The sequence below is a fragment of the uncultured Pelagimonas sp. genome, assembly GCF_947498515.1.
Lineage (GTDB): Bacteria > Pseudomonadota > Alphaproteobacteria > Rhodobacterales > Rhodobacteraceae > Pelagimonas.
Window position 1 is genome coordinate 20,266 of sequence record NZ_CANMKO010000005.1, and the last position, 11,930, is coordinate 32,195.

12 protein-coding genes are annotated in these 11,930 nt (G+C 56.6%); 8 read left to right on the forward strand and 4 right to left on the reverse strand.

The window, feature by feature from the left end; translation table 11 throughout:
- Positions 1-28: 28 nt before the first annotated feature.
- On the forward strand, positions 29-1,024 hold the full coding sequence (locus Q1A43_RS10550; protein ID WP_299934863.1) for a DUF4105 domain-containing protein: 996 nt from the start codon (positions 29-31) through the stop codon (positions 1,022-1,024).
- Between the two features lie 177 nt (positions 1,025-1,201).
- On the opposite strand, the gene Q1A43_RS10555 is transcribed toward Q1A43_RS10550, so the two are convergent.
- Positions 1,202-1,753, reverse strand: coding sequence for a hypothetical protein (locus tag Q1A43_RS10555; protein WP_299934865.1), 552 nt, complete (start codon positions 1,751-1,753; stop codon positions 1,202-1,204).
- 136 nt (positions 1,754-1,889) lie between these two features.
- On the reverse strand, positions 1,890-2,879 hold the full coding sequence (locus tag Q1A43_RS10560) for a LacI family transcriptional regulator (RefSeq protein ID WP_299934868.1): 990 nt from the start codon (positions 2,877-2,879) through the stop codon (positions 1,890-1,892).
- An 802-nt stretch (positions 2,880-3,681) separates the two neighbouring features.
- Here Q1A43_RS10560 and Q1A43_RS10565 point away from each other — a divergent pair.
- The 7 genes from Q1A43_RS10565 to Q1A43_RS10595 all read left to right on the forward strand — a co-directional run bounded on the left by Q1A43_RS10565 (position 3,682) and on the right by Q1A43_RS10595 (position 9,738).
- A complete protein-coding gene (locus tag Q1A43_RS10565; protein WP_299934871.1) occupies positions 3,682-4,113 on the forward strand; it encodes a hypothetical protein in 432 nt (143 codons plus the stop codon).
- A gap of 140 nt (positions 4,114-4,253) precedes the next feature.
- A complete protein-coding gene (ilvD, locus tag Q1A43_RS10570) occupies positions 4,254-6,086 on the forward strand; it encodes a dihydroxy-acid dehydratase (protein WP_299923253.1) in 1,833 nt (610 codons plus the stop codon).
- A gap of 121 nt (positions 6,087-6,207) precedes the next feature.
- Entirely contained in the window at positions 6,208-6,792 is a 585-nt protein-coding gene (locus tag Q1A43_RS10575) for a TetR/AcrR family transcriptional regulator (protein ID WP_299934874.1), read from the forward strand.
- Positions 6,789-7,535, forward strand: a complete 747-nt coding sequence (locus tag Q1A43_RS10580; protein WP_299934876.1) for an enoyl-CoA hydratase/isomerase family protein — start codon at positions 6,789-6,791, stop codon at positions 7,533-7,535. Before Q1A43_RS10575 ends, Q1A43_RS10580 begins: the two co-directional genes overlap by 4 nt.
- A 13-nt stretch (positions 7,536-7,548) precedes the next feature.
- Positions 7,549-9,036 carry an AMP-binding protein gene (locus Q1A43_RS10585; protein ID WP_299934878.1) on the forward strand — a complete coding sequence of 496 codons (1,488 nt, stop codon included), beginning with the start codon at positions 7,549-7,551 and terminating at the stop codon, positions 9,034-9,036.
- The gene (locus Q1A43_RS10590) at positions 9,029-9,382 is read left to right on the forward strand and encodes a MaoC/PaaZ C-terminal domain-containing protein (RefSeq protein ID WP_299934880.1); all 354 of its coding nucleotides are present in this window, start codon (positions 9,029-9,031) and stop codon (positions 9,380-9,382) included. The genes Q1A43_RS10585 and Q1A43_RS10590 overlap by 8 nt, the downstream gene beginning before the upstream one ends.
- Positions 9,382-9,738, forward strand: a complete 357-nt coding sequence (locus Q1A43_RS10595; RefSeq protein WP_299934883.1) for a phosphate acetyltransferase — start codon at positions 9,382-9,384, stop codon at positions 9,736-9,738. The genes Q1A43_RS10590 and Q1A43_RS10595 overlap by 1 nt, the downstream gene beginning before the upstream one ends.
- Positions 9,739-9,830: 92 nt before the next feature.
- Here the strand turns inward: Q1A43_RS10595 and Q1A43_RS10600 are convergent, their stop codons facing one another.
- A complete protein-coding gene (locus Q1A43_RS10600) occupies positions 9,831-10,751 on the reverse strand; it encodes an alpha/beta hydrolase (RefSeq protein ID WP_299934885.1) in 921 nt (306 codons plus the stop codon).
- 110 nt (positions 10,752-10,861) lie between these two features.
- Complete coding sequence (locus tag Q1A43_RS10605) at positions 10,862-11,908, reverse strand: alcohol dehydrogenase family protein (RefSeq protein ID WP_299934888.1); 1,047 nt, start codon at positions 11,906-11,908, stop codon at positions 10,862-10,864.
- Positions 11,909-11,930 lie beyond the last annotated feature (22 nt).

The window sequence follows — 11,930 nt, forward strand, 5'->3', positions numbered from 1 at the left end:
AAAATGTTATGAGGGAGCAGGGGCAATTATGAAATTCTTGAAGGGTCTGACGGGCGGTTTGGCCGTTATTGCCATTGCAGTGGCGACGGTTTGGGCGGTGATGGCGATTTGGCATCGCTTTCCAACAACGGAAACGGTGCGCATGGGTTTGTGCGCGATGATGGCCTTGGCCGGGGTGATTGGGGTTGTGACGCTTTTCACCCGGCATCGCGGCAAAGGGATGATCACGTTTTTTGTGGCCTTTGGGGCGACGTTGTTTTGGTGGAACACCCTAACACCACCTGCAAACCGAGACTGGGCCCGCGACGTGGCGCGCCAATCTTATGGTGAGATCAGCGGTGAGACCCTAACGGTGCATGACATCCGCGATTTCAATTGGCGCAGCAAAGAGGATTTCGATGAAAACTGGATCAGCAAGGAATTTGATCTAAGCCAGATCGAAAGCACCGATGTGTTCTTGTCCTATTGGGGGCCGCAATACATGGCGCATTTGATTGTGAGCTTTGGCTTTGAAAATGGCGATCATCTTGCGTGGTCGGTTGAGGTGCGTCGCCAAAAGGGCGGTGGGTTTTCGCCGGTAGCCGATATGTTCAAGGCCAACACCCTTGCGATTTTGGCGGCAACCGAGCGTGACATTGTCGGGTTGCGGACCAATGTCCGCGGTGAGGATGTGCAGCTTTATCGGTTGCGGGTTCGAGAAGAGGCCGCGCGTCGGATTTTGACCGGCTTTATCGAAGATGCCACGGACCTGGCTGCTAAGCCGCGCTGGTACAACTCTTTGTTCACCAATTGCACCACGGTTGTCACAAAGATTATGGATGGGGTCGGGGCCGGGCAGGCCTGGGATTGGCGCGTTGTTGCCAATGGGTATCTGCCTGATTTTGCCTATGACATTGGTGCGGTGAACACCGATCTTCCGCTGGAAGAGCTCCGCGAGTTGGGCCGTGTTGCCCCGCGCGCCATTGAACACGGGCTAGAACCGGGGTTTTCAGCCGCGATACGTGTTGGCGTTCCTGTCCCCTAGGTCAGCAGTTTTCCCGCGAGGGGCGGCCAAAGTGGCGGCGGATGATTTGGATGAACAGGGAGAGATGACACCAAAACCGGTGTGGCCGGATCTTTGGAAGACTTCTGCGTGGATCACTTTGCCAAGTGGCAAAGAATAGTCAGGTAAGGGGGCCTTACCTGACATCGCAGATCGAGATCAGCCGGGAATGATCGGTTGAACCGGGGGCTGTTGCGCCTCCCAGAGTGCTTGAAACTCTTGCAAGCCAAGCGTGGCGATGGTTTCGTTATTGGGGCCGAGCACCTCGTAGATGACGCCATCCGTGCCGCGATTGCTAAACAACGCGATGCAATCAATGTCACCGCCACCCTCGGTATGGGGGGCACCACCGGCTTGCTTTTCCACATAACTTGCGGTCGGCCTGATTTCCGCCAAATCGCCCGCGTCATTGTAGATGCGCAATTCACCTTGAAGGATGAAGGTGCTGTAGTCGGCATGGTGGCGGTGTTTGACGACCTGTTCATTGGCGGCGAATTTGAAGAGCACATCGACGATCTTCTGATCGGCGTCGACCTTCACCACGTGGTACCAGATGTGCGCAAACCCATCGAGCGTGTTCCAGATAATATTGCTTTGGTCAAAGGTCGCGTTTTCGGCCGCTGCGGTGGCGGTGCTGGCGGTTAGCCCGGCGAGTGTTGTTGCGCCCAAACCAACAAGCCCCTGACGACGGGTAACTTTGGGTTGTGTCATATGCCGTTCCTTTCTCATCACGTTTTGGCCCCGCGATGGAGTGAAAAAAGCGGTAGGCATGTGTGAGATTCTTGCAAATTTCCCGCAAAAACTTTGCAAAATCGGCTTGGTTAGACGGAAAGACGTGGTCGCGCGCTTACTTTGGCACTTCCAAAAACTGCATCACCGGCTTTTCCGGGTGCTCGATCCGTTCGATGGCCGCGCGGGCGAGGAATTCACCGGCGGCAAGCGCATCTTCGTGCAAAGCGTGGATGGCGGGACGGAAGCGTTGCAGGAAAGGAATGGCTTCTTTGGAGAAGACATCAACCTGATTGCCAATGGTCAAACCGGCCTTCTCAAGCCCGGCGACCCCGGACATACAGGAGTTGGCCGAGCCAAAGATCATCCCGTCGGTTGGCACGTTTTCCTGAAACAAGGCGGCAATCTCGTCTTCGATTTTGGTGGCAGGATCATCCGAGGTGATACGCTGCATGACATGAAGGTCGACCCCTTGGGTGTCAGCCTCTTGCTCGGCCCCGTGGATCATTTCCTGGGCGTAATTTTGATCACGCGGTGGCGCGACGAGCCGGATTGATTTGCGCCCCTGTTGCGCCAAGCGTTGCACAGCCAGCCGTCCAAAGGTGAAGTTGTCAAAGTCGAAATACGCGTGTTGATCGGCCCAGTTTGACCGGCCATGGGTGGCAAAGGGAAAGCCCTTGTCCAATAGATAGCGCACGCGCGGATCTTCGGGGAGGATTTGGTTGAGGATCACCGCGTCCGCAGCATTGGTTTCCACAACGTGGCGGATGGACCGCATCGGGTCTTCGTCACTGAAAAACGGTGTGATCGTCAGGTGATAGCGGGTGTCGCGTAGGGCCGTCGCCGTGCCATTGATCAGCCGTGCGGTGAGGTTCATCACATCCGCTTCGCTACTCAATACCAAAGACAAAACAAAGGTTCGCCCGGTCCGCAACCGAAGGCCCGCGCGATTGGGCACATACCCGATTTCGTCGGCCACTTTGCGCACCCGTTCGCGAGTTTTCTGGCCAATATCCGTGGCCCCCGATAGCGCGCGTGACACGGTTGGCACCGCAAGCCCGGTCAACTGGGCAATGGTCTTGAGGGTAGGGCGCGGCGATCTGGTCATGAGTGGTTCAAATTGTCTCTAAGCGTTGTGCCTAACTAGCGTAGAGCCTGAAATGCTCAAAGGAAACGGGATCGTTTTCTCAAGGTGGGACAAATCAGTTGCAAAGTAAAACTAAATCGTTTTAGTTTCCCTGTATCGATTTAGGTTTTCCATGCCAAGTTGGTTTAGCCAAAAGTCGCCCGAGCCAGCGAAGTCGCTCGGGGGTGTTTCGACGATATTAAATGGATCTGCTGACTGATCTTTGCAGTCAAAGCAGCTCGGTCGGTGCCTGACCTCCCGGAATAGGCACCGACCATCTCACCCCGACCCAAAAACGATGGAAGACCAGCCACATTTGGGCCGGGTGCTTGCGTCGACGACCTTTATGACGACCCTTTTATTGAACGCAACGGCGCTCATCGTGCTCGCCGGTTGGACCATTTGGACAGTGTCCTGTTTGTCATCAAATCGAGGATGCCGCTGGAATCTGAGATTGTCGGCATGGACGAATACAAAGGCTTTTGGGCATGCGGCGTTGGTTGGGCTCGGTCGAAAACCAGTTGATTGGCGCGAATGCTCTACGCAGTGATTAGAAGACTGGGTGACCGCCAACTTGGTTGAAAAGATAGGGGGGTGACACAACTATCTGGGTCTTGCTGGAAGGTACACCCCGTCACATCCGGGTCGATGGGCAAGCGGGCGGCAAAGTCGGATTGTCAGGCTGGGCCTCATAACGTCGCGTTGTTCTCTCTTTGATGCCGATAGCGAAACGCAGTCGCTGAGGCCGCTTTTTCCCAACGCTTTCATCGGTTAGGTAGAGCGCATGACGCATTTGCCCGACCCTAAGTCATTCTCCGTCAAAAGCTGGCTGAAAATAGTCTTTGTCTCGCTGTTTATCATGATTTGGCTGACGGGAATGACAGCGGGCCTCATGGCCGGAGCCTGTCGAAATGACCGATATGACGGCGAAAAGAAGCTGAGGTTTTGCAATATCTCGCTAACAGAGGGGTCATTTTTCGATTTCTCTGCAACGGAAAGAGCCAAAAGCGCGGCGATTAGGGTGGAGCAGGCGATTGCCTTGGCACAGCTTGGGCGTGAAGATGAGGCAAGAGCCGCCATTGAAACCGCAATCAAAGACGTCGGGCGGGACAAGCGAAGGTTAAGGGATTTACATCTGCGGATGAAGTCGGAGCCGCATCTTGGCGCATTCAGGCTCTGGATTGATGTGATGAAAGAGCCAAACCGCCGCCCTTAACAAGCGGATTTTGGTATACCGCAATTTTCAATCACTTGTGTCGGGGTTTTGGGCAACATAAGGTCGTTTTCGGCTTTCCTGTCGGATGATCTTTGCTAAAGACGAGGGAGCCAGAGAGACAGCCGCAAAAGAGAGTGCCAATGCCCCTTTACCGTTCCAGAACCTCGACCCATGGCCGCAACATGGCGGGCGCCCGCGCCCTTTGGCGTGCGACAGGCATGGGGGATGGCGATTTTGGCAAGCCAATTATCGCGGTCGTCAATTCGTTCACGCAATTTGTGCCCGGTCACGTGCATCTCAAAGACCTCGGCCAGATGGTCGCGCGCGAGATCGAAGATGCCGGTGGTATCGCCAAGGAATTCAACACCATTGCGGTGGATGACGGAATTGCGATGGGCCATGACGGGATGCTCTATTCGCTACCGTCGCGCGAAGTGATCGCCGATAGCGTTGAATATATGGTCAACGGCCATTGCGCCGATGCCATGGTCTGTATCTCGAACTGTGACAAGATCACGCCGGGCATGTTGATGGCGGCGATGCGCCTGAATATTCCGGTGATTTTCGTCTCTGGTGGCCCGATGGAGGCCGGGAAGATCGATCTTGAAGATCTCGACATGACCAAGGTTGACCTTGTTGATGCAATGGTTGCCGCCGCCAGCGACACCATGACCGACGAACAGGTGCAGCATATCGAAGAAAATGCCTGTCCGACTTGTGGGTCGTGTTCGGGGATGTTTACCGCGAACTCGATGAACTGTTTGGCCGAGGCGCTGGGTTTGGCGCTGCCGGGCAACGGTTCGACGCTGGCAACCCATTCGGACCGCAAGAACCTATTCCTTGAGGCCGGTCGCAAGATTGTCGACATCACCAAGCGCCACTATGAGGGCGAGGAAAAAGGTCTTTTGCCGCGCGAAATCGCGACCTTTGAAGCCTTTGAAAACGCTATGTCGCTTGATATCGCCATGGGCGGGTCGACCAACACGGTTTTGCACCTTTTGGCGATTGCCCATGAGGGCGAAGTCGATTTCGACATGACCCATATGGATGCCCTAAGCCGCAAGGTGCCGTGCTTGTGCAAGGTCGCCCCCAATACCGAAAACGTCCATATGGAAGACGTGCACCGCGCTGGTGGCATCTTCTCGATCCTGGGTGAGCTGTCGCGCGCCGATCTTTTGCATTTGGATGTGCCAACCGTGCATAGCGCCACCATGGGCGAAGCGATTGCCAAATGGGACATCAAGGTTGCCAACAACCCTGAGGCCGAAAGCCTGTTCAAGGCGGCACCGGGTGGGGTTCGTACGACCGAGGCGTTTAGCCAATCCAACCGTTACAAAGAGCTGGATAATGACCGCGAAAACGGCGTTATCCGCACCAAGGAACACGCCTTTAGTCAGGACGGTGGACTTGCGGTTCTGTTCGGCAATATCGCGCTTGACGGGTGTATTGTGAAAACCGCCGGGGTGGATGCGAGCATTTTGCAATTCACCGGCACGGCCCATGTCTGTGAAAGCCAAGACGCCGCCGTGAGCGATATTTTGACCAACAAAGTCAAAGAGGGTGATGTCGTAGTGATCCGCTACGAAGGCCCACGCGGCGGTCCGGGAATGCAAGAAATGCTCTACCCGACCAGCTACCTGAAATCCAAAGGGCTTGGCAAAGCCTGTGCGCTTTTGACCGATGGCCGGTTCTCCGGCGGGACATCGGGATTGTCGATTGGCCACGTATCGCCCGAGGCGGCCGAAGGTGGGGCGATCGGCTTGGTGCGTGATGGCGACAAGATCGAGATCGACATTCCCAACCGCTCGATCACGCTTGTTGTGTCGGACGAAGAGATGGCGGCGCGTCGCGCTGAGCAGGACGAAAAGGGTTGGGAACCTGCGGCCCCCCGCAAGCGCAAGGTGTCCACAGCGCTTAAAGCCTATGGCATGATGGCAAGTTCCGCGGCCAAAGGCGCGGTTCGGGTGATCTAATCCGAGTTCGGCTTTGTGTTTTGAAACCGTCGTCCCTTACCTAGGGGCGGCGGCTTTTCTTTGTCGCAATCCGGATCAATCCGATCTTGCAAAGTGAAATATGAATCAGTATTCATGTTTTATGGCAATGACGGCACCCAAAACAAAACGAGGCGCAGCACGCAGAGAAATGATCCTGCGGGCGGCGGAAAAAGTATTTGGAGAGAGGGGCTTTGCGGCCTCGACCATCGCTGATCTCGCCCGCGAAGCGAACACGGCGCTTGGGACATATTACATCTATTTTGAAAGCAAAAACGCGGTGTTTCGCGAGCTGGTTTTGGAAATGGGTACGTTGACCCGGCGGGTGATGAGCGACGCGGTAGATGGCGCGCCAAACCGGCTTGAAGCCGAACGATTGGGCTTGCGGGCTTTTTTGGGGTTTGTTGCGGAACGACCTGCTTTGTACCGCATCGTCGAAGAGGCGCGTTTTGTCGATCCGGACGCCTATAGGGACTATTTCACCCAATTCGCGGCGGCTTACCAAGATCAGCTTGAACGCGCCGAGGCGGCGGGGGAAATCAGACCGGGAAATGCCGAAGTCCGTGCTTGGGCCTTGATGGGGATTGCCAAGAATTTGGGCGATCAATTTGCGCTAAACGGCGGCGCGGATTTGGACAAAATCGCGGATGAAGGGTTTGACCTGATCCGCAATGGATTGGCCCCATGAGCAAGCTGGCGCATCTGACACGTAGCGACGGTGGGGTTGTTCTCGAACTCGCCGCGCCGCGTGCGAATGCGCTTGAGCCAGTTTTCCTCGATGAAATCCGTGCGCGGCTTGACGAGATCGAGACTGTTTCACCACAAACTCTGACAATTCGAGCCGGTCGGAATTTCTGTTCCGGCGGGGATGTCGCGCGTTTCGCTGCGGCGGTGAAGGCGGGGCAGGGGCGGGATTATGCCCGCCAGGTTGTTCCAAAACTGCAAGAGATTGTCTTGCGTCTTGTGACCCTGCCGTCGGTTGTGGCGGTGGCGGCGCGCGGGGCGATCACCGGCGGCGGGGCCGGGTTTTTGTTTGCCGCCGATTGCGCGGTGGTGCACCCAAACGCCTTTGTACAACCCTATTATGCGCAGGTCGGATTTGCCCCTGATGGCGGTTGGACCGCGCTTTTGGCAGAGCGAATTGGGGCGGCACAGGCTCTGAATTGGATTATATCGGATCGCCGGTTGGAGGCGGAAAAGCTCTGTGACTTTGGGCTGGCGAACGCCGTTTCTCAAGAGCCTGAGCAAGAGCTGCAAAAGCTCCTGCAAGGGGGCAATTCAGAGACTTTTCGGGCCGCAAAGCGATTGATTTGGGACACCGCGCGGCTGGCTTTGTTGGAACGGCGATTGGCGGCGGAGACAGGCGCGTTCTTGGAGCGCATCGACGCCTCAGACACGCGTGAGGGAATGGCAAAGTTTCTACATCCATGAGGAGAGGGTGCAGATGTTTGATTTTGTGCCGGATATGGCGGCAAAGCGGGCCGAGTTAAGCCCAAATAGGGTCGCTTTTCGCGATGAGGCCTTGGGAGAGGATTGGAGTTTTGACCGCGTAAACCGAGCCGCTAACGGGTTGGCCGACGGGCTGCGGAAACAAGGGTTGGCGCAAGGAGATCGTGTTGCGATCCTCTGCGGAAACTGCCCTGAGTTCTTTGTTGCGCTGTTTGCCTGCCAGAAGGCCGGTCTCATCCTATGTCCGTTGAATTGGCGTCAACCGGCGGCGGAGCTGATTGATACTATTGATGCTTTTCCGCCCAAGCTGATCCTGCACGACGCGGGCTTTTCCGATGTGGCCAAGGCGATTGCACTCCGATTTGGGGCCAAGCTTATTGGCTTGGATATCGCAAAGCTGTGGATGGAGGCGGGGCAGTCGGGCACTGCCGGTCTGATCCCGGCAACGCGCTGTTGGTATTTGCTTTTCACCTCTGGCACGACCGGGCGACCCAAGGCGGTGATTCAGACCGCGCGCATGGCCTGGGCCAATGCCGTCAACATCGGGCAGGCGATTGGGTTAACCGGTGCCGATGCCTCGATCAATTTCCTGCCGCTGTTCCACACGGCGGGGATCAACCTTTATACCCTACCAGTGTTTTTGAATGGTGGCATGTCGCGGGTGCTTTCCAAGTTTGATGAGGCTCGAGTCATCGACCTTCTTACTTCCGGTGAGATCACCCAGTTTTTCGGCGTTCCCGCGATCTATCAGGCGCTTAGCTTGTCGCCGGATGTCGATGCAATCGATTGGTCGCGCATTCGCTGCGGCTGTGGTGGGGCCCCGTTATCCGAACCGCTCATCCGATTTTTCGCCGAACGTGGCGCACGCGTGTTGAACGGATTTGGCATGACCGAAACCGGGCCAACGGTCTTTTTGATGGATGAGGCCCATGCCGAGGCCAAAATCGGGTCGGTTGGTCGGCCACAAATGTTGACGCAATGCCGCTTGACCGGGGTTGCCGACGGGTGCGAAGGCAGCGGTGAAATTGAGCTTTGCGGGCCGGGGATCACGCCGGGGTATTATCAAAATCCCGAGGCCACCAGATCCGCCTTTACTCCGGATGGATGGTTGAAAACCGGCGATGTGGGGCGGCGTGATAGCGACGGGTTTGTCTATATCGTTGACCGGATCAAAGACATGTTCATTTCGGGGGGCGAAAACGTCTATCCGGCCGAGGTGGAGCGGGTTCTTGTGCAACACGATGCGGTGCTAGAGGTCGCGGTTATTGGCGTTTCGGATGACCGCTGGGGCGAGGTTGGTGCGGCATTTGTCATTGCCCAGCCGGGGGAGGATTTGGATGTCGAAGCCCTGCGGCTTTGGTGTCGGAGCAAGCTTGCCGCCTACAAGGTGCCCGCCCATGTTATTAGCGTCGCGGATTTCCCGCGCACAGCGGCGGGCAAGATCAAAAAGCCAGAGTTGAGACAAGGATTTTCCCATGCATGAGCTAAGCGCGATTTGGCACCCGACGCAGGCGGATTTTGATCTCTTTGCGCAGGTGTCTGGGGATGACAACCCGATCCATGTTGACCCGGAGTTTTCTGCCAAATCGGCCTTTGGCCGCACGGTTAGCCACGGAATGCTGATCTATTCCAAGCTTTGGGGCCTTATCTGTGCCGCCCATCCGGGTGCGCGGAGCTTGTCTCAAACCATGATGTTTCCAAACCCCTGTTTCACCGGTGAAGATATCCGGCTTGAGGTGCGCGGCGCGCTACCGGGCACGGCAAGGATGCGGGCGGTGCGGGTGAAAGATGGGGCCGAGGTGTTTGTTGGTAAGGCGGAGGTGGCGTAATGCAGATTGGCGACAAAGCAGAGGTCACCCGCCAGTTTTCGGCGCAGGATTTGACCGGGTATGAAACCCTTGCGGGTACGCGTGGGGCTCACGTTCCCGAACCGCTGATTGCGGCGTTGTTTTCGTATCTGTTGGGCGTGAAACTCCCCGGACCGGGGACAAATTACCTTAAGCAAGAGATTGGTTTTATTCGGCAAGCGCCCTTGGACGCAGTTGTGACCGCAAGTGTTGAGGTGACGCGATTACGGCCGGACAAGAAGATCGTCGACCTCTGGGCCAAGGCGGTTCTAAGCGACGGCACCGTCATTGCCGAGGGTCGATCCTTGGTGAAATATGCCGATACGGGACATGGCTAACAGCCTGAGGTAAATGAAAAAAGGCAGGGGCCGAGGGGCACCCTGCCTTCTGTTCGTGGGTCCTCGGGAGACAAGTGAGGGATGCCACGAATTCAATGGGCCGACAAAAACCCCTGTAGGTCGCGACCGGTTTCGGCGGGGCGGTCGAGCATCGGAAGATGGCCGCAACCCGACGGGGTGATCAGCGTGCTATTGGGCAACGCATCGGCCAAGACCTGCGCCCCGGTTGGATGGAAAATCCTGTCGTCTTGGCACCAGATCACCAAGGACGGCATGGCTAGGTCAGGCGCAAGGTGGTCGCTTGGTGTGATCTGCGATCCGTTCACCGCATCCCAAATCATTTGATTGCTGTCAGCACGTGCGATTTCCGCGGCGGCCCATGTGCGTGCCATAGGGCGCGGCAAAAACGGCTCTTTGGGGAACAACCATGCCATGCGCGCGTCGTATCCGGCCTGATCTTTGACAACCAGCGGGGCGGTCCCCTTGGCAATTGCGGTCTCCATGTCGGACGGGATCGGGGACGTGACGCCAACCGGGCTGCCGATATAGGACAGGGTGATGATTTGATCGGGGCGGTCAGCCGCCATCATGCTGGCGATTTGCGAGCCCATGGAATTGCCGACCAAATGGAACTTTTCAACGCTCATAGCATCAAGGGTTTCAAAGATATTGGTGACCTGCTGAGCAAAATCATAGTCAGCGGCGTCAAGCACCGGATTGTCACCAAAACCGGGCAGATCAAGTAGGATCAAACGGTGATCTTTGATCTGGCGCGACATGTCGAGCCAATGTTCCTTGCGGGCAAAAATGCCATGCAGAAACACAACTGTATCGCCGCTGCCGCCCTCAAGGTATTGGATTGGCCCTTTTGAGGTGTCGACCGTTTTGGCGGTCATGCCGGTGGCAAGGTGCAAGGTCGACAGCAGAAGGTTTGAGGCTTTGGCGGGCCAGATTTCGGAGGCTGTAAAAAGGCCAGCCAGAAGCACTGCCAGTGATATGAAAAAGCGTTTCATGGTCTGGGCCTCCCCGCCCAAAGTGAACCGAACTGTTTACTTTTCTTCTTGTAAACGAGTTGGTTTAGTTTTGGGAAGGGCTTTTTTGGTGTTGGCCGCAGGAATTTTAACTAGTCGAGGGTAAGCACAATTTTTCCGACATGGTTTTTCTGCTGAAAACTGTCCTGCGCGGCGGCGATCTCGGCCAAGGGATAGGTTTCGGCGACAAGCGGTTTGATGGCGCCGCTTTCGATGCGTTTGACAAGATTGCCAAAGACCTGTGGCTCTAACACGGTGCATCCAAAAAAGCTTAGGTCTTTGAGATAGAGCGTGCGGACATCAAGCGAAACCAATGGCCCGGCGATGGCACCGGCCACCGCGTACCGACCAAAGGGGCGCAAGATTTCGAGCAGGTTTGGCCAGGTGGGTCCGGCGACCAGATCGATAACAACATCGACACTGTTTAGGCCCAATACCGCGGAAAGATCATCGTTGCGATCCACTGTTTGGCTGGCCCCAAGCGCGCGCAGTGCCTCGGCTTTGGCGGCGCTGGTTTGGGCAATCACCTCGGCCCCACGGGCGCGGGCAAGCTGAATAGAAGCAGAGCCAACGCCCCCCGAGGCTCCGGTGACAAGAACCCGGTCCCCGGCCTGAACATTGGCGCGGGTCAGCATGTTTTCAGCAGTGGAATAGGAACAGGGAAACGAGGCAAGCTCGACATCGCTTAGGGGGCTTTGGATCGTATGGGCGTGACGCGCGGCGACCTTGGTGAATTGTGCAAAGCCGCCGTCACATTCCGACCCGATATACCAAGGGGTTTGCAGAAGGGTCCCATCAGCTTCTTGCAAACAGGGTTCAACCAACACGCGGTCGCCAAGACGAGCGTCGCTTATTTCGGACCCGGTGGCGACGATTTCACCACAGATGTCAGCCCCTTGGATGCGCGGAAACGCCAGTGCCGTGCCGCCCCATGCGGCGTCTTCGCTTTGGTTGTCGCCTTTGGAGTACCATCCAATTCGGGTGTTGATGTCGGTGTTGTTGACCCCAGCGGCGGCGACAAGGATCAACACATCGGTTGGGGCAAGCGTCGGAACGGGCAACTCGTGGCTCAGCTCCAACATCTCGGGGCCGCCATGGCCAACCATGGCAATTCCGGTCATCGTTGTAGGTAGGGTCATGTGGCCTCCTGATGGATCAGAA

Bases quoted from the DNA above. Each gene is read 5' to 3' on its own strand.
- Q1A43_RS10600 (WP_299934885.1), bottom strand. From the start codon at position 10,751: ATGAAACGCTTTTTCATATCACTGGCAGTGCTTCTGGCTGGCCTTTTT.
- Q1A43_RS10595 (WP_299934883.1), top strand. From the start codon at position 9,382: ATGCAGATTGGCGACAAAGCAGAGGTCACCCGCCAGTTTTCGGCGCAG.
- Q1A43_RS10580 (WP_299934876.1), top strand. From the start codon at position 6,789: ATGAGCAAGCTGGCGCATCTGACACGTAGCGACGGTGGGGTTGTTCTC.
- Q1A43_RS10555 (WP_299934865.1), bottom strand. From the start codon at position 1,753: ATGACACAACCCAAAGTTACCCGTCGTCAGGGGCTTGTTGGTTTGGGC.
- Q1A43_RS10560 (WP_299934868.1), bottom strand. From the start codon at position 2,879: ATGACCAGATCGCCGCGCCCTACCCTCAAGACCATTGCCCAGTTGACC.
- Q1A43_RS10590 (WP_299934880.1), top strand. From the start codon at position 9,029: ATGCATGAGCTAAGCGCGATTTGGCACCCGACGCAGGCGGATTTTGAT.
- Q1A43_RS10585 (WP_299934878.1), top strand. From the start codon at position 7,549: ATGTTTGATTTTGTGCCGGATATGGCGGCAAAGCGGGCCGAGTTAAGC.
- Q1A43_RS10605 (WP_299934888.1), bottom strand. From the start codon at position 11,908: ATGACCCTACCTACAACGATGACCGGAATTGCCATGGTTGGCCATGGC.
- ilvD (WP_299923253.1), top strand. From the start codon at position 4,254: ATGCCCCTTTACCGTTCCAGAACCTCGACCCATGGCCGCAACATGGCG.
- Q1A43_RS10565 (WP_299934871.1), top strand. From the start codon at position 3,682: ATGACGCATTTGCCCGACCCTAAGTCATTCTCCGTCAAAAGCTGGCTG.
- Q1A43_RS10575 (WP_299934874.1), top strand. From the start codon at position 6,208: ATGGCAATGACGGCACCCAAAACAAAACGAGGCGCAGCACGCAGAGAA.
- Q1A43_RS10550 (WP_299934863.1), top strand. From the start codon at position 29: ATGAAATTCTTGAAGGGTCTGACGGGCGGTTTGGCCGTTATTGCCATT.